Below are 24728 nucleotides of genomic sequence, written 5' to 3'. Positions count from 1 at the left end.
GAGCCCGTAGAGGACTTTCACCTCCTAGATCAACGCCATGCTCGGCGCACAAACAGGAAGAGAAAGGCTTAGGCTTTTCTCTTTTTTTATGTCCAATTATCCGTATTCTAATATCGATGTTGACGAATGGGATGCAAACAATGAAAACAGAACTCGAGAAAATGCTGTCCGGCGAGATTTTTGATGGCGCAGACCATGAGGTAGACCACATGCGCACTCACGCCAGCAAGGCGCTATCAGACTTGAATCAATGTTCAGACGATACTCAACTACCAAGTCTTCAGGCTAATCTGTTTGGTAAAGTAGGAAGCAGCGTTGTCCGTCCTCCTTTTCATTGCGAGTTTGGCAAAACCATCGAGATCGGTGACGACACCTTTATCAACATGAACGTGGTGATGCTTGATGGCGCGAATATCAAGATTGGTAACAATGTATTGATAGGGCCAAGTGCCCAGTTTTACACAGCCTCCCACTCACTGGATTATCTCAGCCGCCGTAAGTGGGAAACTTTCTGCCTACCTATCACAGTCGAAGACGATGTGTGGATTGGTGGAAACTCAGTCATCAACCAAGGCGTTACGATTGGCGCTCGCTCTGTTATCGCAGCGAACTCAGTGGTTAACAGTGATGTACCACCAGATTGCCTGTACGGCGGCACTCCAGCCAAGTTGATTCGGCATTTGAATGCCGAACAAACTCGCGATTAAACAAGAAAGCGCGTATCCAAATCTAAAAAAGAGCGATGTTTCAATAGCATGGCTCTTAATCTAATTATCAGCGTTGTTTTATCGCACGCTTGTTCACCGCGAATTTGAAGCACGACAGCCGCAACTAAAACCAGCGCTGATATAGTCAAAAACAAGAATGCAACGATAGACTTAGGTGGGTATCTTTTCATTTTCTACACCCTCAAATTTAACTCACTCGCCAAGGTGTCAATCTAATAAATTAACGCCAAGCGCCTGCAAGCTGTTTTCACACTGAACGGCATCGGTAAACTGGATAGCAGCCATACCCACAGATCTCGCACCTTCAACGTTATAAGGCATATCGTCAATGAAGACGGTTTCTGAAGCTTTAAGCCCATAATTAGATAACAGCACTTGGTAGATTTCAGGTTGTGGCTTAAGCATACCAAGCTCAGCGGAGACTGCCGCACCATCAAACAACGCCCAAAATTGATAAGTATTTTTTAAGTATTCAACAATCTCGACCACATTGTCGGTAAGCGCGTACACACCATAACCTGCAGACTTTACTCGCTCGATGAGTTCAACTGAACCGTGCAATAAGATCTGCGTTTGCTTAACGTAATAGAACAGGCGATCGCACTCTAACGGGGACAAGTCGAGTTCTTGTTGATAACGAAGCTTGGCCTCACTTTCGGTCAAGAACCCTTTGTTCAAATCCATCCAAATCGTACTTTGAAAAATAGAACGAGCTCGAGACTCCAATTCTTCAGTATCACCAAAAGTAAGCCGGGCAATTTCCAGAGGTGCCCAACGCACAATGACATTGCCTACATCAAACACCACATTTTTGATTTCATTAGAACTCATACACACTCCCGTATCACCATGTCATTGATGGAAAAACGACACAAAGTGCCGCACATCAAGATTCATAGCGAACGTTTATAAATTAAAAGCCTTGGGTAGAATATACAATCAATGGAGTACAAAAAAGGCCATCATTACGATGGCCTTATCAATATTCAAAACGATACAACCATCAACATAGATCAGCTTTAGATGACACGATTGTCGATGCGCCGTCAGAAGTATTTTAACGATAGAACGGCTTTGTTTCCTAATTGGATCTCAGATAGAAACGGCCAGTATGGGTGATTATTAGGCTATTTCTATCGTTTTAGGCATACCTAACCCTGTGAGCTTATTCAACGCTTTAATCATGGCGTAGGTTTCACCAACCTGAGCATTATAGTTTCTTAAACTTAATCGCCCACCAAACAGTGTCTTTACACGGAACATAGCCGTCTCTGAAAGTGACCGTTTATGGTAACCGTACTTCTTTTTCCAATGTTTATTTGAGCCGTATAATTTCTGGCAAGCTACCGCCAGATTACGGGGGTGACCTCGTAACCAAAAAGCAGCACCTTCTCTCGGTGGAATAAGTGGAACAGCTTGTTTAATACGTATTGCTTCGTAGCATTGTCTTGTATCGTAAGCTCCATCACCAGATATCTCATTGATTCTACGACGAGTTTGATTCAGTAAATTAGGAAGAGCTTCACCGTCAGTGACATTCGATAAACTTAACTCAGCCGCAATGATTTCATGAGTGCCAGTGTCTACGGCTAAATGGAGCTTACGCCAAACTCGACGCTTCCCGTCAGTACCATGTTTTTTTACTTTCCATTCACCTTCACCGTAGACCTTTAGCCCTGTTGCATCAATGGCTAAATGCTGTATTGCGCCTCGGGTCTTTGTCTTGAATGACACATTAACCGTTTTGGCTCGTTTACTGATGCATGAATAATGAGGACATGACAACGGGAGTTGAGCGAGTTTGAAAACAGAATCGATGAATCCTTGTAACGCTCTCAACGGCATCGCGAATACTCGTTTAACCATGAGGGCGGTCGTAATGGCTAAGTCACTAAACAATCGAGGTCGACCTCGTTTACCTTGCTTGAGTTGCTTCCACTGTTGAATCGCTTCCTCATCAATCCAGAATGTCAGTGAACCACGATTGATTAGGGCTTGGTTATATTGTTTCCAGTTAGTTGTTCTGTAGCGAGGCTTTGGCATTGCTCTAAGTATGTGAGTGAACTTAGATGATCTGATCGTAGCTTTAAGCATTAGTTCCCTGATTTAGGAAACAAAGCCCTCTCAATTTGAGGAGTCACTTTGATAAATAACATAAAACGAATAACAGGCTCTAGGATGACTCTAATTCGCTTGATAGTTACGCCACCAATACCTGTACGCAAACGGTCTCTTAACAGAACACTCAATAAATGAGATCTTAAGTCAAAAAACAAAAATTCGAATAATATTTGACTTAGCATTCCAAAGAATACGGAATATTATGATGTTCATTTTGAAAGTTAAAATTCAATAAAAGATCAATAAACTGCTGTTATTTAACTGGTTTAATACTAATTCGACTTAGATCTTATTTACAACCAATTGTAACCAATTGTTATTTACAAAATACTCACTAAGAAAATAGAATAAAACCACTAATTTTATACTGGTGTTGAAAATGCGTTACCTCTGGGCTTCATTCTGTCATAAAAATCCAATTCCGGGTCGAATTGTTCATATCCTTGTTATGTTGATAGCGCTAGCTTCTATCACCATTCCATTGATTTCAAAAGACGCCACAACCATCTTAACTTCACTGTGTGCTGCTCTAGTCTGTTTCGTCGTTTTTGTCTTCTTTGCGCTCGCCGACAAAATGCGCTCAAGCATGCATTAATCAACCAATCAGTTCTCTATCACCAAGCATTCTCTTTTTAAAAATTCATTATAAAATGCTGGTTACCAAATACGGAAAAGCCCAAAGTTATTAGCTTTGGGCTTTTCTTCTATAGCGAATTCTTACATATTCCAAATAGCCTGTAGTTAGAAATTACAGCTATCAATCAGGCATCACCACAATACCCATGCTTTCAAGCAGTTGTTCTTGTTGCCACGCGACAATTTTGATTCCTGTTGTATCTACTTTGCGAGGATCTAACCCTTCTAATTCAGCATGGCATAAATTCGCCCCTTGCATACTAAATTGCCCCCATACATCTTCCGAGAACACGCCTCGGCTAAGATCGGACTCTTTTAGTGACGCTCCGCCAAGGTAAGTACCTATCCAGCGGTTTTCAAACAGCTCACACTTCTCTAAACAAGCTTGTTCAAAATTGGCGTATGACAGATTACAGCCCGTAATATACGCAGAGCAAAAATACATTCTATTGCTTACCTGATTGGCAAAATTCGCACGAGTAAAGTTCGCCCCTTTCAGGTCACAATCACGTAACTCAATACCATAGCAATTCGTATTACTAAAATTCGCCATCGCCAACTGACAGTTCTGAAAACTTGCATCACGCAAATCTGCAACATCGAAGTGGCATCCCTCAATATCGCCTTGTTCGATAAACTTACAGTTAATAAACGTTGCATCACGTAAGTTCGAACGTCTGAAATCACAACGGATAAACGTGCAGGCTGTAAATGTAAGCTCTGATAAATCTTGCTGAGCAAAACTGTGCTGATGATAAGTGCTGTTATTGGTGTCCATTTAGCCCCCTAAAGAAATTAAGCTAAGACTACCATTGCGATCTTAAGAAAACACCAAATTAAAAACGAACAAAAACAGCAACTTAAAACACCCAAATTTAGCCATTTTAAGGCACCAAACAGGCCCTTTAAGGTTGTTATTTTCGATTTATAGGATGTGCTTATCTTGAAAAAGTTTTGTCGCTTAGATGTGCCAATAAGAGAAAAAGTTACTTTGACGAAACGAGTCAATTATTGACCGCGTCCTAACGCGCTAGACTGGACGGTTGGTATGTTGCTCGTTACACTATTCCTCATTCTCAGCATAAAGAGTAAGAACAATGAAAGACATGCGACAAGCTATGCTCGATGCAGGATTTAGCCTTATTAATGAACACGGGTTTGCTGGTGTTGGCCTGATGAAGATCATCAACCAAGCGGAAGGCACGAAGGGTTCTTTTTACCACTACTTTAAATCCAAAGAGCACTTTGGTGAGATCCTTCTTACTAACTACTTTGATGAGCATCTCGCTAAGCTGGATGACTTTTTAAGTGATGAATCGCTTTCTCGTCGTGATCGCGTTAAAGCCTATTTCGAGTTTTGGTGTGCATCGAAACTGACTGAAGACTTCAATATCCAATGTCTTGTCGTAAAACTGGCGGGAGAAGTATCTGGGTCAGCTAACCCGTTGCAATCGACCATGGCAGAAGGCGCTGAAAAGATCATCCTGCGTATGGCGAAGCTGTTTGAAGAAGGCAATGAGGCCGGTGATTTCACTATCGCAGAGCCAGAATCGCTATCTCGAACGCTTTATGGTTTATGGCTTGGCTCAACGCTCATGGCCGCTATGCAGCGCAACCGTTCGATTCTAAACAATGCCATGGATGAAACCATTCTTGCCATGAGCCCAGTACAAGAATCGACTGACTAGATACCCGTTACCAAATACCAAGAGGCTCGCACAATTTAGCGAGCCTTCTATCTAACTTAAATCTTGATTGAATCCATTCACGCCTACTCCATTACCCCAGACGAGACGCAATATTATTGGCTTTGAGTAAGCCCTTAATAACCGGGTCGACATGCTTGAAGAAGCTCAGCCAACCTTCACACAAGTAATTTAGCCCTGCTTCGCCATCTCGGCTTTTGATGATGCGGTTTTTAGGGCACTCGCCATGGCATGCAAATTTAAACTCACAGGCCTGGCATTGTTTCGGCAGAGACTTCTGTTTGGCGAACCCAAAACGCTGCTGCTTTGACGAAAAGGCTAAAGATGAAAGTGCTTGTTCCTGAATATTACCTAGCTGAAATTCGGGAAAGACATAATGGTCACATGAATAAACATCGCCATTGGGCTCAACTGCTAACCCTTTGCCGCAGATCTCACTCAAGGTACACATGGTGCTTTCTCTGCCCATCCATACGCCGACAAAATTTTCAAAGTACGGCACTAATACCCGACCAAAATCATGCTCGAACCATTCGTCAAAAATGGTAGTGAGGAACTCTCCCCATTGCACAGAATCGACACTCCAAGCTTCAACCTCGCCTGATACGGGAATGATCGCTTGTTGGTTGCTCAACCATTGATTGTTGGTGTGAGCCTCGCGCTTATCCACCACAGGAATAAACTGCAATTGCTTCGAACCCACTTCATCGCGTAGAAAGCGATAAACCTCTAGTGGATATTTACCTGTCACATCATTCACGCAGCTTAGGGTCGCGAACTCGACGTTATGCTGCTTCAAGTAGTGAATACCACGCATTGTTTGAGAAAAAGTGCCTTTGCCTGCACGGTTGGTTCGGTAGTGATTGTGTAAGTGCTCTGGGCCGTCAATGCTCACACCAATGATAAAGTCATTTTTTTTGAAGAACTCACACCACGCATCATTCAGTAAGGTGCCGTTGGTTTGAAGGTCGTTGCTGATCTTACTGTGGTTAGGACAATATTTTTTCTGCAGCTCGACGACTTTTTGAAAGTACTCAACCCCCAACAAGGTAGGCTCTCCACCGTGCCAAGAAAAGATGATTTCAGGCGTATTCTGCCCTTCTATGTACTGCTTGATATAACGCTCTAACAGAACTTCATCCATCATATATTGAGAGCCTTTTGGGTATTCAAGCAGCTGTTGTTTTTCTAGGTAATAACAGTAGGTGCAACTGATATTACACACCGCCCCAATCGGTTTTGCTAGCGCTTGAAGCTTGCTGTGTGCTTTACCATTGAACTGCGGAATTGAACTCAAATTTGATAGCGATAGTGTCGTCATGAAGAGTGCCTCGATGTAAAAGTTATTGTATTAGCTAAAACAATTCGTAATTCCTTTACACGGTGTTCATCGGCCAACCAAGCTAGATGGCATTAGATTGGCCGAGTGGTTCATTTCCTCTATTTCACGTTTTCAAACGGGTTCCACGCTTCGTCAACCGGGACGATGTTTTGCGCTTTTTCGTACTCTTGATATTCAGCGACCATTTCAAGGAACAGATCTGGCATTTGATTTCTCAAGTCATGTTGCTCAGCAGGGTCTTTCTTGGTGTTGTATAAGTGCCACTCGCTGTCACCGCCCATACCGGTAGAAATTCGGATGATCTTGTAATCACCTTTTAGCAAAATCCCGCTACCAAACAATTCAAATGGAATCGCATTATCGGCACTGTGCACGTCTGCCGTTTCACCTTTGAAGTAAGGCAACAAGCTCACGCCACTCATTGGTGCGACTTCTCGACCTTGATATTCCGTTCCTGGATGCTCTACCTCTGCAATCTCGAGAATCGTGGCAGCGATGTCTTTCACTTGTGATAAGTCGTCTGTTTGAGTTCCCGGTTGCAACGCATCTTCACCTTCTAGAAGCGCTTTGGCTGGCTTAACGATAAACGGCACACGGATACCGCCCTCTGCTGTGTAAGCTTTGTACCAAGATAGGCCACCGGTTGAAGCGCTTGCCCACTCAGGACCAAGTGACACACTGGAGTTCGCCTTACCCAAGTTTTCAGTCGAATTATCGAAATGATGAGCGGTCCAGGTTCGGATCAGATCACTAATATTTTCACCGGTAATATCAGTAGCTTCTGGACCGTTATCGGCGAGATACATAATGTAAGTGTTGTCATACTCACCAATTTCTTTCAAGTAGTCGACGACCTGCCCAACTTGTTGGTCTTGCATTTCCATCATGCCCATCGCAACAGCCATTTTCTTGCCATACCACTTCTGCTCTTTCTCAGAGAGCGAATCCCAAGGGCGGCTCAATGCATTACGGCCTGAAATATCAGCATCTTTTGGAATCACCCCCATCTCTTTCATACGTTCAAAACGATCCTCTCGAATCGAATCCCAGCCATGTTCAACATAGTAATCAATCTTGTCTTGATAACTGGATTCAGGAGCTTGCAGTGGGAGATGAATTGCTGTGAAAGGCAAATAAGCAAAGAAAGGCTTGCCGTCGTCTTTTTTGCTGTCGATCATCTTGATCAGCTCATTAGTGTAAACTTGATCTGAGTACTCGCCTTTATACTTATCCTCAACCACCTGACCGTTGCGGTAAGTTGGCTCAACTTCAACACCGGGAATATCGCCTTTTTGCAACGCATCCGCTGTCGCAGCGTTTTTGGCCGGGAACATCATATCTCGGTTAAAGTGATTCGAGCCGCCCGCTAAGATACCGTAACTCTCACCAAAACCTCGATCGTCAGGTAAGAAGCCATCGTCGTGCCCCAAATGCCATTTACCAGAGAGGTAAGTGTTATAGCCGCTCTCTTCAAGCAGCGTGGCGACCGTGACACCTTTCTTGGTGAGGTAACCTTCATAACCCGGCTTACCAATCGCGCCCGGATAGACGGCATAGTCGAAGGTGCCTAGCCCAACCTCGTGACTGTTTGCTCCAGTTAGCATCATAGAGCGCGTTACCGATGAGGTTGGGGACGCGTGAAAGTTAGTAAACTTAACCCCCTCTTCAGCCAGCGCCATTAGGTTTGGGGTATCCGCTTCTGAACCATAAGGCTGTGTATCTGCAAAGCCCACATCATCGCCAACAATAACAACAATATTCGGCTTTTCTGATTCAGCCGCAAGAGCAGCACTGCTTGCCGCCGCCATTGCCGTGAACACTAAAGATTTCTTGAATGTCTGCATAAGACGTTCTCCAATTTCTGTGATTAACTTGTTTCAGTAATTAACTTTTCTGCGAGTAACTTTTTCTGTGGTTAACCGTTCTGTGATTAACCTGAGTTAGAATTTGAATTAGTGCGCGGCTTGCGACATCCAATGTAATAAGTCGAGCGCAGGGTCATACTCTTGAGCTGCTGCCATGCCGATCCAGGTGACAGCTTCCGCTTGGCTGGCTTGAACGCCACTTCCAGAGATATACATCAACCCAAGCTGCGTTTGAGCTTCAGGGCTACCGTTATTGGCTGCGGTGACGAACCACTCCGCGGCTTTTTCATCATTCTGTTCTACGCCCTCTCCGCTCAGATATAGGTAAGCGACAGAGAGCTGGGCATCCAATTGCCCTTGGTAAGCCTCATCCAACAATTGCACGACATCTTGGTGCTGCTGCGATTGATCCATGGTGGCTGCGTTCTTAGAGCTTTCGCTTCCAACGCTTGCTTTGGCAAAAAACAGAGCAGCCAAAACACCAGTCAGAATCACGGTAGTTAAACGTTTATTGATCATTTATTTCCTCCTCGGGAATAAAGGTCACAACGTCCCTGTCGAATGAATTAGGTGAAAAGTAGGAATGGCGCGATGATGCACAAGCTTGATAGCAATACGTTTTCAATTTTCATAATTGGCTCTCGAGTAATAGTTGTGAGTGAATCAGGGACTGAACTAAATGGTCATAAGATTCAGTCGATTAAGACAGAGACTTAAATCGCTTTTTCAATGATGGTTTCAATCGTCTGTTTCGAGATTGGGTAGAACTGAAAGCAGATGTCTTTTTCAATAGCTTCCGCAATATTGCTCTTCTCTTGCTCATCAAAGTCCCAGCTGCTGAAACGCTTCATCGCACCGACGCGGGTTTGGAAGTTATTTAAAAAATCCAACACTCTCTGGTAAACCATCTCATCGGTTCCGGTAGTATCGACCGAGAAAGCTTGAGCTAACTTCGCCGCATTAGGCATATAGAATTCAGGCAGAGCTTCAATCACAACCGGCATCAGCACCGTGTTGGCATCGCCATGTGGAATGTGACTAATCGCACCAAAAGCGTGAGCACAGTTATGAATCGGAATACCGCCCAAAGACGAATAGAAAGCAGAGATCGCCATGGTGCTCGCTTGAAGAAGATTGCCGCGTGCTGTTAGGTTTTCTGGCTCTTTAAGTGCCAAGGGTAAGTTCTCAACAATCAGTTTTGCAGCCTGAATGCCGTAAGCGTCGGTGAATGCATTACTCATTGGTGAGACAATCGCTTCAACAGCGTGTGTTAGTGCATCCATAGCGGTAGAACGAGTCAGGTGAGCTGGCAGCTTAGTGGTAACGGTTGGATCAAGAATTGCGATATCGGCTTCCAATCCCGATGCGACTAGGCTTGCCTTAATGTTTTCATGTTCGTTGTAAAAAACAGCAATAGGAGAAGCTTCTGCGCCCGTACCAGCCGTTGTCGGAACAGCAATGTGGGGGACTCGAATATCTTCATTATTTGGCCATACATCCATATGACCACCACCTGCAATTACGGTGCGAATGTCATCGATCTTCTTATGAAATGCGTATTTCACACCTTTAGAAGCATCAATTACGCTGCCGCCGCCAACAGACAAGATCGCATCAGCATTGACGCTGTTTGCAAACTCAATGGCTGCGTTGATGTTGTCGCAAGTCGCGTCTGGCGCGATATCGGTGTACACGCCAACAAGCTGAACCGCTTGTTGGTTCGCTTCCTGATTCGCATTCTGGTTTACAAACAACGCCGAGAACTGCTCAACAAAGCCAAGAGACTCCAAACCTTTATCAGAAAAGAGCACGACTCTTTGCGCACCTAAGCGACCAAACAGAGAAGGGATATTTTCAATGCCGTTCTCTTGAGCATGAACAATGGTTTTAAGTTGAAAGTTAAAATTATTGGTTGTCATGGTGTTTACCTCATTTCTAGTTGATGACTAAACAATAACCAAAACAAACCGGTCGGTCTAGGGCGTAAATGTCAAAGATATGTCAATTAAGATCTTTATGGATCATTGCCCCAAAACGAAAAAAGCCCGCAAATGCGGGCTGTAATCATAAGTAAGCTATTGATCATTAAAGAAGTGTCATTGACTCACCCTGAGCAACTCACAAACGGTTAACGATTAACGAAGGTGAGCTGGGACCTTACTCTTATCTCTAGTGAGGTAGTAGTACAGATAAACCAAAGAATAAACGGTCACAAAACCATCGAGCGCAAACACGCCGCTCCAGCCATAGAACCACTCATAATCGTTGATACACACGTTGTATAAGAAGATGCCAACAAACATCGACTTCTCAAATGCGCTGTAAATCATGGTCGAGGTGCGCAGCGATTTGTACTTCGCCGAGAACATCAACAACACACCAATACAGCCAACCATCACACCCCAGTGTTGATAAGTACCGAGCAAGTACTCTTTGTTTTCCATCATGGTATCGTTGTATGAGAACAGCGTCTGCATACTCCAATCTGGCGCTAGGAAAGTGGAAAAAGCCGTCGCTGTTAAGAAACCTGTAATCATCAAATACGATTTGATCGTACGTTCAAAAAAACGTTCCAACATAAAAGTAACCTCTTAAAATAATTTCGTGAAAATAACTTTTTGAAAAATAAACAGTGTCATACCAACAGTGATTTACTGGCCAAGCATGCTCATCACTGCGGTTTTTAATTCGTTGTCTTCTTTTGAAAACAGATGCTTAACTCGATGATCTAAACCCGTTTCCAAGACTGTTTTGGCGTGAGAGAAAGTAAGGAAACCTTCTTTACCGTGATAGTTGCCCTGACCTGATTCGCCAATGCCACCAAACGGCGCATCATCAACCGCTAAATGGAACACACAGTCATTGATGCACATGCCACCGGAGTGAACTTGGTGCTTAACCTGAGCCTGTAAGCTCAAATCAAAGCTCATCAGGTAGAGTGCTAACGGCCTTGGTTTGCTATTGATGACTTGGAACGCCTCTTCGACATTGCGATACGTAATCAAAGGTAATAATGGGCCGAAAATCTCTTCGTTCATCACCTTGGATGACAGGCTTGGTTCAACAATCAAATGTGTCACCAAGCGATGAGTATCTAGGTCCATCGCTTCGTCATGGCAAGCAACGATTCGTGTCCCAGCTTCCTGCTCTTCATTCAACAGACCAGCAATACGATCACATTGGCGAGGGTTAATGATCGAAGTTAAACTCTCAGAGTAGATCCCTTCATCAAACAGCTGTTGGTATTGTTTTTTGTACTCCAGAATGAAGGTTTCGAGCTTATCTTCAGGGAGTAGCACGTAATCTGGAGCGACACACACTTGGCCGTTGTTTAGGCTTTTACCATAAATGATTCGCTCTACCGCAATATCGATCGGCATGTCTTCTGCCACGATAACCGGCGACTTTCCACCCAGCTCTAACGTGACTGGGGTTAGCGTGTCAGCCGCTGACTTCATCACTTGGCGGCCCACTTGGGTTGACCCTGTAAACAGAAGATGATCAAACGGCAATGCCGAAAATGCGGCTGCGATTTCTACCTCACCTTCAACCAAACACACCTCATCGGCATGGAATACTTCCGCCAATAGCGCTGTTAATACTTGGTTCGTCGCTGGGGTAAATTCACTCATCTTGATCATGGCGCGATTGCCAGCAGCCAGAGCAGAAATAAGCGGGCCGACGGATAACATGATCGGGAAATTCCACGGAGCAATAATCCCGACAACGCCTTTGGGTTGATAAACCACCTCCACACGAGAGGTTGAAAGTAATGGACCGGAATGACGAATTGAAGATGTCGACCAATGAGGCAAACATTCAATGCTGTGATCAATATTTCCGATACAAGGCAATATGTCAGCCATCAAAGTGTCTTGTCGGCTGCGGTGACCATAGTCCTCACTCACGGCTGCACACAAACGATCTGTGTAATCGATTAGCGCAGATTTAAGTGCGAGCAGCTGCTCAATTCTCTCCGATATCGCTGGCATCGGTTTCTGTGCAAAAGCTCCCTGCATGCTGTTCAACGTCATGGTCATTTGTGTTGGCGTCAATTCGTGTTTCATACATCACCTCGTGGTTAAGATGAGCACACAATAATACAAAACAGACCGGTCGGTCTAGTGTTTTATTGTCAGAGAATCGTCAATGGAGTTTTGATTACAATCCAATGAGGCGGCTTCAAACGAGGCAAAAAGTCAGGGGAATTTAAAATAAGAAGGCGTAACTAACACGCAGGGCAAATAGAGATTTTAAATGGCAGGATCAAAAATGGCCGCTTAGTGCGACCATTTGATAATAATTTAAGTTTTTGTTTTAAATGAACAATTTAAAAATGACGTTAGCTCTTGGCTACGTTTGCAATGCCTTCAAGCTGAAGTACTGGAGCGGCGTCGATGTCTTCTGCGTTCATCATTGATGATACTCGCTGCATTGAAGAAAGCAGTAAGCTTTGCTCCCACGGCTCTAGGTTTTGGAATTTTTTTACGAAGTTATCTTGCAGCGGTGGTGGCGCATTGTTTAGCAACTCTTGACCTTTTTCAGTCAGGTTTGCGTGTACTTTGCGGCGATCTGACGAGCTGCGAACACGTTGTACATAGCCATTCAGTTCCAAGCGATCGATGATCGTGGTTGTGGTGGCTTGGCTTACATTGGTGTGATTAGACAATTCTTTGATCGTCACATTACCCATTTCTTGGATTGCTCTCATTAAGATTAATTGAGGGCCAGTCAAACCATACTCTTTACTCAGCTTTTTCGAGTGTAAATCGATAGCGCGAATAATTTGGCGAATAGCGACCAGGATTTCGTCATGTTTGTCCAAGATGCAGACCTTTGTACTAATATACTGTGAATGGTTTTACAGCGTCGAAGCGATGATATGTCCTGATTATTTACGTCAGGTGAGCTCGAATTACACTGTAAATTGATAAATTACTTCATTGATTTTTCCGCATTGTACTGATGTTCATACTATTCTCAATCTTTTATATGCCTCTGAATTTGCGCATGGCAACACTTTTGTACAATGAGCAGCGATATTCAGCCTTAAAGTGGCGAATAAGGTAAGAAAAAGCGAGAAGTTGATGGTAAATAAAAAGTCTGTTAGGTCATATAGGTAGCGAGATTTGAACACCTCACTACCTATTTTATTCGTTAGAGAACGAATTATATCAGTTCAAACCACTAAGCGGCATTATTGAGTTGAAAATTACCCGTTAGTGCGTTGTAAAACTCGCTGTTATCCAGAATACCGACCAGTTGATTGTCTTCCACCAGCAAAATCGGGTGGTTACTGATCTGCTTGAGCTTAATCGCATCACGCATGCCAATTTCCGGGCTTGCCACAACTACACTCGACTCGCTGATTGCAGTTAAGTCGTCAGATTCACTCCACTCGACAAGCGCCAAAGCAGATTCACCTTTCACAGATAAAGCACCTTCATTCTGTTCAATCCAGAGATCTTTAGAATCGCAGATCTTCCAGCTTTCATTCTCTTGCGTCAGTGAATCAAGAGGCTGCATCAAAGAACGACCTTTAAGCACATTCAATGGATTGGTGTGTGCAACGAAGTCTTTTACGTATTCTGTTTTTGGCGTCAATACGATCTCTTCAGGCTTACCGTGTTGAATCAGCTTTCCTGACTCCATGATCGCGATGTTGTTACCAATCTTCAGTGCTTCATCTAGGTCGTGACTCACGAACAGAATCGTTTTGTTGAGTTTGTTTTGCAGTGTGATCAGTTCATCTTGCAGCTGAGCACGAATCAGTGGATCAAGCGCCGAAAACGGTTCATCCATTAACAGAATGTCGGTGTCCATTGCAAAGGCACGCGCCAAACCAACACGTTGCTGCATACCGCCAGAAAGCTCATGCGGATACTTGGTTTCCCACTCTGCCAAACCCACCATTTCAAGTTGTTCACGCGCTTTAGCACGACGAACATCTTTGGCTACGCCTTGCATTTCTAGACCAAACGCCACGTTATCTAACACGTTTAACCAAGGCATTAGGGCAAATTTTTGGAACACCATAGAAACGCGGTTAGTACGAAGATGACGCAAGGTCGCTTCGTCGCACTGTTCACCTAAATCAACCTGCTTGTCTCCATCTTTGATCGCCAATGAGCCACGGCTGATCTCATTCAGGCCGTTAACTGCGCGAAGCAAAGATGATTTACCAGAACCAGACAACCCCATCAGCACACAAATCTCGCCTTCTTCAACGGTCAGCGACACATTATCTACGCCAACCACTTGGCCAGTCTCATCAATGATCTCTTGGCGAGTTTTACCTTGGTCGAGTAGCTCAAGCGCTTGTTTCGATTTATTACCAAACACAACATCGAGATTCTTAATGGTAATCGCGTCCATTGTCTTTTTTCCCTGAGAGTTAGACATGATTAAGCTTCCTTCTGGTTTGGTGTTTTGCACAAGCGGTCAAGGATGATTGCGACTAATACAATCGCTAATCCAGCTTCAAAACCTTGTGAGATGTTCACTGTGTTCAATGCACGAACAACAGGTTTACCAAGTCCGTCAGCACCGACAAGAGCGGCGATAACCACCATCGAAAGCGACAACATAATACATTGGGTTACACCCGCCATGATGCTTGGTAGAGCCGCCGGTAATTCGACCTTCATCAGCAATTTCATGCGGCTGGCACCAAACGCTTTACCCGCTTCAATCAACTCTTCAGGCACTTTAGTGACGCCTAAGTAGGTTAAACGAATCGGTGCAGCTATCGCGAAAATAATGGTAGAGATTAAGCCAGGAACAATACCCAAGCCGAATAGAACCAGAGTTGGAATCAGATAAACGAAAGTTGGGACTGTCTGCATCAAATCAAGAATTGGACGCAAAACTGTATAGAGCCAAGGACGGTGAGCAGCCATGATGCCAACCGGTACGCCAATTAATACGGAAATCGTTGTCGCCGCAAAGACGAGAACAAAGGTTTCCAGCATTTCTTGCCAATAGCCGAGGTTAAGAATAGTCAGCAGTGCTGCGACCACAAAGATCACCAGCGAAGGTTTACGGTGTAAGTACCATGCAATCGCAGCAGTCATCACGATTGGCAGTGCAGGCGGCATCCACTTAAATACATCGACTAAAAACATAATGACGGTTTCTAGAAAAATCGAAATAGCGTCAAAGAATCCTGCTGCATTGATTGTTAGCCAATCAACACCCGCTTCCATCCATTGTCCGACAGGGATTTTGTTTTCCGTAATAAAATTCACAATATTGCCTTTTATTATGGGTGGGCTACTTCAAACCAATCGATAAATTGGCAAGCCCACCTTTATTATTTATGTAGCTGTTGAGATAGGTAGAACTAAGCTTTAACTTGCTTTAAGTATTCAGTGACGGCTTGAGTCGCTGATTCACCTTTATGCGTTTTTACGTTGTCTAACCAAGCTTCAACTTGTTGAGGATTCTTGTTCAACCATTGTTGAGCTGCTTTTTCTGGCTTCACTTTTTGGTTAAGAATCTCTTCCATCAACTGGTTTTCCATCTCTAGAGTGAATTCTAGGTTTTGTAGAAGTTGACCGACGTTTGCACACTCAGACAGGTAGTTTGAACGAACGTTAGTGTAAACATTCGCGCCACCGTAGTTAGGGCCAAAGAAGTCGTCACCACCTGATAGGTATTCCATCTCAACATTGCTGTTCATTGGGTGCGGCGCCCAACCTAGATAAACGATCCACTGGCTACGACGAGCAGCGCGAGATACTTGCGACACCATGCCCGCTTCGCTTGATTCCACTAGGCTGAAATCTTTCAAGCCAAACGCGTCTGAATCAATCATTGATTGTATTAGGCGGTTACCGTCGTTACCCGGCTCGATGCCATAGATGCGGTCTTTAAATTTGTCGGCATGTTTTGCTAGGTCGGCGAAGCTTTTTACACCTGAGTCGTACACGTATTTTGGTACGGCTAGCGTGTATTTTGCGCCTTCAAGGTTGGCACGAACGGTTTCAACCGTGCCCTCTTCACGGTACTTAGCAATATCGCCTTCCATGGTTGGCATCCAGTTGCCTAGGAATACGTCAATATCGCCGTTCGCCATTGAAGAGTATGTCACCGGTACTGAAAGTAGGTCGGTTTTGGTTTTGTAACCAAGGCCTTTTAATAGTTCAGAAGTAACGGCGGTTGTTGCGGTAATGTCAGTCCAGCCTACATCAGCGAAGCGGACGTTTTCACATTGCTGTGGTTCAATAGAAGCGTTAGCACCAAATGCAAATGAACTGATGGCTAATGTTGCTAATACCTTTTTTGTAGCGGTTTGTTTATGTTGAGTCGTCATAATGATTCCTTTTTATCTTTCCTTTTTCTGCCCTAACTCATACTAATCAGGGCAGTTTTGCTGACTTTTGACTAATTTTGGTTGTTACTTTTTATTATTTTTATCTCAATAACAGAGGCTTACGCTTCTCTTACTGGTTTATTGATTCTTTGCTTCTCTTGCCATTCAGGTGCAATCCACACTGGAACGTCCTGCTCTTTGAGCATTGGCTTACCCAAAATCAAATCGGAAGCACGCTCAGCCACCATAATGGTCGGGGCGTTCAAGTTTCCGTTCGGAATAACAGGGAAAACAGATGAGTCAACAACGCGCAGATTATCAATGCCGCGAACGCGACACTCTTCATCAAGCACTGCCATTGGATCATCATCAGCGCCCATTTTGCAGCCACATGAAGGGTGGTACGCACTTTCCACGTTCTGTTTAACCCATTCGTCGATTGCTTCATCGGAAGTCACACTTAGACCCGGCTGAATCTCTTCACCTCGGTAAGCATCCATTGCTGGTTGAGACAAAATCTCACGCGTTAGACGAATACAATCGCGCCAATCTTGGCGGTCTTGCTCAGTCGAGATGTAGTTGAAAATGATCTCTGGCTTGGCATGCGGATCAGCAGAAGTGATCGCAACCGTACCGCGACTTTCTGGCTTATTAGGCCCAACGTGTACTTGGAAACCGTGACCATCAAAGGCCGCTTGTCCGTCGTAACGCATCGCTGCTGGCAGGAAGTGATATTGAATGTTTGGCCACTTCAATCCTTTACGAGAGCGAATGAACGCACACGATTCAAAGTGGTTAGTAGCACCCAGACCTTTGCGAGTCAGAATCCATTCCGCGCCAATCATGCCTTTGCTCACCAAGCCAAGCTTGCTGTTGAGTGTGATCGGTTCGTTGCAGTGATATTGGAAGTACACTTCTAGGTGATCTTGAAGGTTTTCACCGACACCGCTTAGTTCGTGTTTAACTTCAACGCCAGCCTTTTCAAGCACCGCTTTCGGGCCGATACCAGAAAGCTGCAGCAGTTGAACAGAACCGATAGAACCCGCAGAAGAGATCACTTCTTTGTTCGCCACAGCCACCTGGGTATTTCCTGACTTTTCAAACTCGACACCGACGGCTTTCAAGCCCGATTGACCATTTGAGTCTTGTCCTTCAAGTAGGAAACGACGCGCCACGATACCTTTCTTCAAGGTCAGGTTTGAACGCTTCAATGCTCGACGTAGATAAGCGTTAGAGGTTGAGGCTCTAACACCCTTGTCTACCGTCATATGCATAGTGCCGAAGCCTTCTTGCTGGTAGCCGTTGTAGTCTTGTGTTTCTGGGTAACCGGCGTCTTTACCTGCATCGATGAACGCTTGGTAAAGCGGGTTGAGCTCCATATCGTTACCATTACAAGTGCCGACAGGGCCATTGTCTCCACGGTATTCATCACCACCTTTGTTCCATGATTCAGCACGGCGGAAATAAGGCAGACATGCTTGGTAGTTCCAACCCGCAGCGCCCTCTTCTTCCCATTGGTCAAAATCACACGCGTGGCCACGAACATAAACCATACCGTTGATCGATGAGCTGCCGCCTAACACTTTGCCACGTGGGCAGTGCAGTTCACGTCCATCAAGGCCCGGCTCTTTCTCTGTTTCAAATTGCCAAGCGTACTTTTCAGTATTCATTGGGTAAGAAAGCGCGGTTGGCATTTGGATAAAAATACTCTTGTCCGTACCACCAGCTTCCAGTAATAAAACGCTATGTTCACCGCTTTCCGTTAGCCTATCCGCTAACACACAGCCGGCCGAACCCGCGCCGACGATAATATAATCGTAGCGTTGTTCCATGTTTTGATTTCCCTGAGATGAGTCAGTAGGGCTAGCTCTGTTAAGCTAACCCATAAAATTGAGTGTTACGCGTTAGGCATAAGGGCTGGCGTAGTCGCCAAGTTCAATAAGAATGCTCTTAGTCTGCGTATAGTGAAGTAGGGTTTCTGGTCCATTTTCACGGCCAATACCCGAAAGCTTGTAACCACCAACCGGCATTTCTGCAGGTGAGTCACCCCACGTATTAACCCAACAAATACCAGCCTGCATTTGATGGATCACGCGGTGAGCACGAGAAAGGTTTTGCGTGAACACGCCAGCCGCTAGGCCATATTTGGTGTCGTTAGCGCGGCGAATCACATCGTCTTCGTCCGTAAACTTCAACACTGACATCACAGGGCCGAAGATCTCTTGCTGAACGTGAGGCATGTTGTCTTCGCAATCCACAAACACGGTTGGGATAACAAAGTTGCCGTTTTCGAGGCCGTTGTCCGTCACTTGATAGCCGCCCGTCAGCAAGGTTGCACCCGACTGCTTAGCTAGCTCAATGGCTTCAAGGACTTTTGAAAGGTGTTCTTTAGAAATCAACGCGCCGATCTGAGTCTCCATGTCCATTGGGTTACCAATGATCAGCTTCTCAGTGCGTGTTTTAAGTTGGTCGATGAATGCGTTGTAGATGTTTTCGTGTACATAAACGCGAGTACCGTTGGTACACACTTCGCCTTGGGTGTAGAAGTTAGCCACCATCGAAGCGGAAACCGCATCATCCAATTTCGCATCATCAAACACGATCATTGGTGACTTTCCGCCAAGTTCCATGGTGACCGATTTCAGCGTTTTAGCGCTATCTGACATTACCGCTTTACCGGTACCGGTTTCGCCCGTGAACGACACTTTCGCGATGTCTGGGTGCGCCGTTAGCATCTGACCAACACGGTAATCGCCCTGAACCACGTTGAACACGCCATCAGGAAGACCAGCTTCAGTAAAGATTTCAGCAAGTTTAAGTGCTGTTAGCGGCGTTTCTTCTGAAGGTTTGAAAATCATCGCGTTACCCGCGGCCAATGCAGGAGCCGATTTCCACATCGCGATTTGGATAGGATAGTTCCACGCACCAATGCCCGCACAAATGCCTAGCGGTTCGCGGCGAGTGTAGAAAAATTGAGATTCACTCAGCGGCTGTTGGTCGCCTTGTAGCGTTGGAGCCAAGCCAGCAAAGTATTCAATAACATCAGCGCCAGACGCCACGTCCACTTCAATTGCTTCTTGCAGCGGCTTGCCCGTATCAACAACCTCAAGATTTGCAAGGTCATTATTTCGAGCTCTAAGTATTTCCACTGCCTTCAAAAGAATGCGGCTGCGTTCCACAGCGGTCATTGCTGACCATACCGCAAATCCGCGCTTCGCAGAATCAATAGCACTGTCGACATCTGCTGAAGATGCTTGGCCTAACGTCGCGATAGGCTCACCGTTGGCAGGGTTAATGCTATCAAAGGTTTCACCAGAGGTTGCTTTAACCGCTGCGCCATCGATGTATAACGAGTTCATTTCCATTTGAGATTCTGACTTAATTATTGTTATTAGACTCTACTGGTCTATATGTGAGTATTGGGTGGTCGTTCTAGGTCTAGCGCTACCACTGCGATCTATTTGCTGTAACACGAGTAGAACGTAAGTTGTTTATCTAGATAATCATTGATGATGGCACGCGCCTTTTGAGCATCGATACCATCTGGGTTTAATGTGCCTCTCAGCCACAAACCATCAACCAGAGACGCAATCCCGTGAGCAACGAGATCCGCTTGTTCATGATTCAAAATACCTTTCAACTCAAGACGTAAGTGTGAAATCAAACGTTTTTCATTCACACGCTGCAGTCTTTTCAGCTGTTCGTCATGCATTGAATATGACCAAAATGCCAACCACGCCTTCGCGACCTTATTTTCTGCTTGGTAACCTTCGAAGTTACCATCGATGATCGCGTTGATTCTCTGTTGGTGAGCATCAACAGGAAGCGCTTTTAGTGAAGTCGTGATGGTATTAGAAAGTTGGCGAAGGATTTCACGCATGGTCTCTTCGAGCAGCCCATGCTTTCCACCAAAATAGTGATTAATAATGCCAGTGGAGACTCCCGCTTCTTTGCTGATCAACGCAATACTCGCGGCATGCAAACCCACTCGATCAATCACCGTCATGGTGGCTTGAACAAGCTGTGGTTTACGTATATCAGGCATCCCAACCTTCGGCATTTCTTAGTCCTTTTATTTTATATTGAACGTTCAGTTAAATATAAAATGACAGAAATTTAGTTAGGGTTCAAATGATTATTTAAAACAAACTCGTAACAATACAGCATTCAAATCAACAAAACCATTATAAAACAATAAATTAAATATCATTTAGAGCACTAATGAAAACAATTAAAGATTTGAGGTGTGATAGTTATTGGTCAAATGTTTTTGCTTAGAAAGTTCAAGAATCAATCAGTGAGAGTCCTTGTAGAAACTTTTTGGGGAGGGAGTGGAAAGGAAGTATCAAGGAATTTTCATACTGAAATTTAAGACAAGGAAATCCACAATCAACACAGGTAACGAATCAAAAAATGAACAAAAAAGGTTGGCGACAACAGCGTCATCACCAACCTTCTCAGTCGTTTCTAATGTTATTGCAAGCCTAAGCTACTCAATGCGTGTGATGAAACCGTATTTATCTGACTCAGCCTTAGTCACCCAGTGTTCGCCAGAAGCCGGAGCAGAATCCAACGTGAAGATATAGAAGTCGATTCCTTTGTCTCCCATTACCTTTTTAAAGTAGGTCGCTTGCTTGCGATGGCTTTCGTTCGTGTATGGGAAGTCTTTGGCTGTTTTATCATCCTCAGCCCAACTGTGCACACCAACCTGCTTATTAAGCTCAATGGCTTTAGTGGTATCTGCTCGTTGCAAAACTCGTGGGTTACCCGCAGCGAAAAGATCCGTGCCGCCAGAGAACACCGACCCCGTAGGCGTTACGATCGTCGTCATGTTGTTACTGTGGATCATGCGCCCGGTGTACATATTGATATCATCGTCAGCGCTGCCACCAATATGGTTGGTAAACTTCAACGTCATCTCACTGCCTTGATACAATTTCACGACATCAAAAAGCTGAGAATAGGTTGATGCGCCTAGAGTGGAAGTAATGCAATCAACAGCGCCAGTCTCGTTGAGCACATCACGGTAAAAAGCGTTGAAAGCAAACGAGGTGGTTATCGTTACCTTGTTCCCACTTTTAGTGTTACTCAGAATGGTAGACCCAAGGCTGGTCACGTATTGAACCAGTTCATTGTGATACTCAAGCTCGACGGGCTTATGAGTATTCGTCGTCGTGTTAATTAACGTGGTGTCATTGCCGATTGAGCGTTGAGCCGCACCACAATCAAACACGTCCAAACCCTTGCTCTCTGTGTAGATACCGCAGCTATCAAATCCTGCATCAGGGAGGTACAGATCCACACTTTGACCTAAACTATCCGCAAGCCTAACCACTTTTTGCTTATCACTAATATCTTCCGCAAACAGAACGATTTCATACTGCACACCGTTGTAATCAAGTTTTATGGATTCTTGGACCTCTTGTCGCTCTTTATACAACTCACCCAGTTTCGCTGATGAAAATACGTAATCCGCTTGAGGTTTTGCTTGCACTTTGGTGTCAGCTTTACCTGAGTTAGAGCTTGAATTACAGCCCGCTAACAGAATCAAAGGTAACGCCAGTAATGCATTTCTATAGTCGTTCATACCGTTATTCCCAAAATGTTTGATGAGAAAATTCTATTGTTTAGCGCTAAATTTATCTGTCGTGGAAATGTATGAGAATGTCGAGCCTATTTGAACGATGTTTTTTATTTTCCTATAAATGCCAATTCATCATTGAACTAACTTATAAAGTGTTTAATCATTCGCTTTAGGTATTTGGCGAAGCATCTGAACTTATATGCAATAGCGTATAATCGTAATGGTTCATCACGACGAAGACTCGCTCACCTAATCTCAATAAGTGAAACGCACGACAAGGCTGATAATGGAATGACAAAACCTAAAATGATCATCGTGGAAGACGATTTGAAACTTCAGAAAATGTTGCAGGACTACTTCGTCTCGCAAGATTTTGATGTCACGGTGTTGGACGATGGCAGTGATGCCGCACACACCATCCTCACGGAGCAACCTGACATCGTACTGCTGGATTTGATGCTTCCTGTAACTGATGGACTTACAATCTGCCGACAGACGCGTACGCACTATAAAGGTAAAATCTTGATGCTCACTGCTAGCGATGACGACTTTGACCACGTCGCTGGTTTAGAGACAGGGGCTGATGACTATGTCACCAAGCCAATCAAACCAAGAGTTCTGCTGGCCAGAGTTCGTTCGCTATTACGCCGCCAAGACACCAATACCGCTTCAATCGATGACTCAGACACCCTTCAGTTCGATCAACTCGTTCTGAAAAACACTTATAAGAAGTGTGAACTTTCAGGTGCGGTTTTATCACTCACTGACAGCGAGTTTGACCTACTTTGGTTATTGGCAAGCAACCCAGACACGCCGTTATCTCGTGACTACTTGACGCAAACATTGCGCGGGATTGAGTACGACGGAATAGACCGGACGATTGACAACAAGGTTGTACGTCTAAGGAAGATTTTGGGCGACGACCACACACCAGCAGAGAAAATTCAGACCATTCGCGGGAAGGGTTACTTATTTGTTTCGACCGCCTGGCGTTAACCTCGCTCAATACGAGCGTAATAAAAGAGAGCGATTATGCGACGTATCTTTTTGGAGTCCTTAATAGGGCTGTTAGTTTGCTTTATGGCCGGCCTTGTCGCCTACGAGATTAGCGTCTATCAGCTCAATACCGACTACGAATACGTACTGGAAGATTACGAAGCGGCTGCCCACCAGCAATTGATCGAGAACATCGCTAAAAATCAAGGCCTTGAAGCGGCTCATCAAGCGATAAACCAGTTTGTAGAAACCACACGAAATAAATTGGTTACATTCAGCCCAGACGATGAAATACCCAGCCCCGTTTCAGAGTTCTTCAGCACGAATCCGAATACCTTTGTTTTTCACGATGATGAACGGGACCTATGGTTTCGCTTAGCAAGCAGTGACAATACCTATCACTACCTCCCCAACAGTGAAGCGTTCGTTAGGCAAAAAATAGAGTTGGAGGATGACCTCATTTGGTTGTTCTTTTTAGCGAGCTTTATCTTATATGGGTTATGTCATCTATTTATTATCTTCCGCCGAGTTAAAAAGCTTGAGGCTGCCACTCTGCGTTTTGCGGAGGGCGATCTCTCGACACGAGCCGAGACTTCAAGTGGTATTGCGATTGGTTCACTGAACAAATCCTTCAACCTAATGGCCGACCGAATTCATCGCTTGGTAGAAAGTAATCGCTCACTCACTAATGCTGTCGCTCATGAACTGCGCACGCCAATATTCCGTATTCAGTGGCAAGCTGAAATGTTGAAAGACACCCAGCTAAACGCAGAGCAAGAAAGCACGATTGAGAGTATTGTCGAAGACACGGAAGAGATGGAAAAGATGGTCGATGAACTATTGTATTACGCCAAACTCGATAGCACTGACCTAGAAAACTTAAAAAAGCCATTAGAGATTCGAGACTTTCTCGACCACGCAATGGCGCGTTGGAACAAAGACACTCAGCTCAACATCGACCTATCGCTACCAGAGCAACCTAGCTCAATAATGGCGGATGAAACGCTATTTAACCGAGCACTAGATAACCTAGTGCGTAACGCAATGAAATTCGCACGCTCACAAGTGTCGATTGCAGCGACCGTGCATCAAGATCAGCTACAGATTGCGGTACACGATGACGGTGATGGTGTGGCTCAAGAACATCAAGCTCGCCTGTTCGAACCCTTTTACGTTGGCGACAAAGCGCGTAACAAAGCCAAGAGCGGCCATGGTTTAGGGCTGTCTATCGTCGAGAAGATCTGTGCTCAACATAGCGCTACCGTGGAGGTAGGTCAGAGCCAAGCCTTAAAGGGTGCGGTATTCACCATTACCATTCAGCTGTGTAATGATTCAGCTGACAAACCCATACAGTAACTACAAAACACCTCTGGAATAATGTTCAACATCGGTCGGGAGATGCTGTCTCCCATGAACTTATTGAATCTTGATAATCA

At 44.8% G+C, this 24728-nt stretch carries 23 protein-coding genes; 5 read left to right on the top strand and 18 right to left on the bottom strand.

Annotated elements, in window-relative coordinates:
• The first annotated feature begins 140 nt into the window (after positions 1–140).
• A complete protein-coding gene (locus tag AB6D58_RS19150) occupies positions 141–707 on the top strand; it encodes a sugar O-acetyltransferase (RefSeq protein ID WP_102321248.1) in 567 nt (188 codons plus the stop codon).
• On the opposite strand, the gene AB6D58_RS19145 is transcribed toward AB6D58_RS19150, so the two are convergent.
• From AB6D58_RS19145 to AB6D58_RS19135, 3 genes are all read right to left on the bottom strand, one after another.
• Positions 704–898, bottom strand: coding sequence for a hypothetical protein (locus AB6D58_RS19145; protein WP_017072485.1), 195 nt, complete (start codon positions 896–898; stop codon positions 704–706). The two genes, AB6D58_RS19150 and AB6D58_RS19145, sit on opposite strands and share 4 nt — an antisense overlap.
• Positions 899–935: 37 nt before the next feature.
• The gene (locus AB6D58_RS19140; protein WP_372158134.1) at positions 936–1559 is read right to left on the bottom strand and encodes an HAD family hydrolase; all 624 of its coding nucleotides are present in this window, start codon (positions 1557–1559) and stop codon (positions 936–938) included.
• 291 nt (positions 1560–1850) lie between these two features.
• Entirely contained in the window at positions 1851–2771 is a 921-nt protein-coding gene (locus AB6D58_RS19135; RefSeq protein ID WP_029236538.1) for an IS5 family transposase, read from the bottom strand.
• 457 nt (positions 2772–3228) lie between these two features.
• Here AB6D58_RS19135 and AB6D58_RS19130 point away from each other — a divergent pair, with 457 nt between their 5' ends.
• Entirely contained in the window at positions 3229–3444 is a 216-nt protein-coding gene (locus tag AB6D58_RS19130; RefSeq protein ID WP_372051348.1) for a hypothetical protein, read from the top strand.
• A gap of 162 nt (positions 3445–3606) precedes the next feature.
• Here the strand turns inward: AB6D58_RS19130 and AB6D58_RS19125 are convergent, their stop codons facing one another.
• Positions 3607–4263, bottom strand: coding sequence for a Qnr family pentapeptide repeat protein (locus AB6D58_RS19125; protein WP_372158132.1), 657 nt, complete (start codon positions 4261–4263; stop codon positions 3607–3609).
• A gap of 319 nt (positions 4264–4582) precedes the next feature.
• On the opposite strand from AB6D58_RS19125, the gene AB6D58_RS19120 reads away from it, so the two are divergent.
• Complete coding sequence (locus AB6D58_RS19120; RefSeq protein ID WP_372158129.1) at positions 4583–5173, top strand: TetR/AcrR family transcriptional regulator; 591 nt, start codon at positions 4583–4585, stop codon at positions 5171–5173.
• Positions 5174–5264: 91 nt separating this feature from the next.
• Here AB6D58_RS19120 and AB6D58_RS19115 read toward each other — a convergent pair whose 3' ends face one another.
• The 14 genes from AB6D58_RS19115 to AB6D58_RS19050 form a co-directional block, all read right to left on the bottom strand.
• Positions 5265–6512 (bottom strand): anaerobic sulfatase maturase, encoded by a 1248-nt coding sequence (locus tag AB6D58_RS19115; protein WP_372158126.1) that lies wholly within the window; start codon positions 6510–6512, stop codon positions 5265–5267.
• 119 nt (positions 6513–6631) lie between these two features.
• Positions 6632–8377, bottom strand: a complete 1746-nt coding sequence (locus tag AB6D58_RS19110) for an arylsulfatase (protein WP_372158123.1) — start codon at positions 8375–8377, stop codon at positions 6632–6634.
• A 108-nt stretch (positions 8378–8485) separates the two neighbouring features.
• Positions 8486–8917, bottom strand: a complete 432-nt coding sequence (locus AB6D58_RS19105) for a tetratricopeptide repeat protein (RefSeq protein WP_048610280.1) — start codon at positions 8915–8917, stop codon at positions 8486–8488.
• Between the two features lie 194 nt (positions 8918–9111).
• Positions 9112–10317 carry an iron-containing alcohol dehydrogenase gene (locus AB6D58_RS19100; protein ID WP_372158121.1) on the bottom strand — a complete coding sequence of 402 codons (1206 nt, stop codon included), beginning with the start codon at positions 10315–10317 and terminating at the stop codon, positions 9112–9114.
• Positions 10318–10533: 216 nt separating this feature from the next.
• Positions 10534–10977 (bottom strand): hypothetical protein, encoded by a 444-nt coding sequence (locus tag AB6D58_RS19095; RefSeq protein ID WP_017070129.1) that lies wholly within the window; start codon positions 10975–10977, stop codon positions 10534–10536.
• A gap of 72 nt (positions 10978–11049) precedes the next feature.
• Entirely contained in the window at positions 11050–12465 is a 1416-nt protein-coding gene (locus AB6D58_RS19090; protein ID WP_372133929.1) for a coniferyl aldehyde dehydrogenase, read from the bottom strand.
• Positions 12466–12740: 275 nt separating this feature from the next.
• Entirely contained in the window at positions 12741–13223 is a 483-nt protein-coding gene (locus AB6D58_RS19085; protein ID WP_017061075.1) for a MarR family winged helix-turn-helix transcriptional regulator, read from the bottom strand.
• 362 nt (positions 13224–13585) lie between these two features.
• Positions 13586–14800, bottom strand: a complete 1215-nt coding sequence (gene choV / locus AB6D58_RS19080) for a choline ABC transporter ATP-binding protein (RefSeq protein WP_372158118.1) — start codon at positions 14798–14800, stop codon at positions 13586–13588.
• 2 nt (positions 14801–14802) lie between these two features.
• Positions 14803–15645 (bottom strand): choline ABC transporter permease subunit, encoded by an 843-nt coding sequence (gene choW, locus AB6D58_RS19075; protein ID WP_009845976.1) that lies wholly within the window; start codon positions 15643–15645, stop codon positions 14803–14805.
• Positions 15646–15740: 95 nt separating this feature from the next.
• Entirely contained in the window at positions 15741–16712 is a 972-nt protein-coding gene (locus AB6D58_RS19070) for a choline ABC transporter substrate-binding protein (RefSeq protein WP_171733156.1), read from the bottom strand.
• A 119-nt stretch (positions 16713–16831) separates the two neighbouring features.
• The gene (gene betA, locus AB6D58_RS19065) at positions 16832–18544 is read right to left on the bottom strand and encodes a choline dehydrogenase (protein ID WP_372139095.1); all 1713 of its coding nucleotides are present in this window, start codon (positions 18542–18544) and stop codon (positions 16832–16834) included.
• 72 nt (positions 18545–18616) lie between these two features.
• On the bottom strand, positions 18617–20077 hold the full coding sequence (gene betB / locus AB6D58_RS19060; RefSeq protein WP_372158115.1) for a betaine-aldehyde dehydrogenase: 1461 nt from the start codon (positions 20075–20077) through the stop codon (positions 18617–18619).
• 92 nt (positions 20078–20169) lie between these two features.
• Positions 20170–20772 carry a transcriptional regulator BetI gene (gene betI, locus AB6D58_RS19055; RefSeq protein WP_372158113.1) on the bottom strand — a complete coding sequence of 201 codons (603 nt, stop codon included), beginning with the start codon at positions 20770–20772 and terminating at the stop codon, positions 20170–20172.
• Positions 20773–21201: 429 nt separating this feature from the next.
• Positions 21202–22299, bottom strand: coding sequence for an alpha/beta hydrolase (locus AB6D58_RS19050; RefSeq protein WP_372158110.1), 1098 nt, complete (start codon positions 22297–22299; stop codon positions 21202–21204).
• A 288-nt stretch (positions 22300–22587) separates the two neighbouring features.
• Here AB6D58_RS19050 and AB6D58_RS19045 point away from each other — a divergent pair, with 288 nt between their 5' ends.
• Both AB6D58_RS19045 and AB6D58_RS19040 read left to right on the top strand, forming a co-directional pair.
• A complete protein-coding gene (locus AB6D58_RS19045) occupies positions 22588–23292 on the top strand; it encodes a response regulator (protein ID WP_372158107.1) in 705 nt (234 codons plus the stop codon).
• A gap of 36 nt (positions 23293–23328) precedes the next feature.
• Positions 23329–24648, top strand: coding sequence for a sensor histidine kinase (locus AB6D58_RS19040; protein WP_372158104.1), 1320 nt, complete (start codon positions 23329–23331; stop codon positions 24646–24648).
• Positions 24649–24728 lie beyond the last annotated feature (80 nt).

Source organism: Vibrio sp. 10N.239.312.D08 (genome assembly GCF_041466145.1).
Taxonomy (GTDB): domain Bacteria; phylum Pseudomonadota; class Gammaproteobacteria; order Enterobacterales; family Vibrionaceae; genus Vibrio; species Vibrio crassostreae_C.
This window is presented reverse-complemented; position numbering and strand designations above follow the sequence as displayed.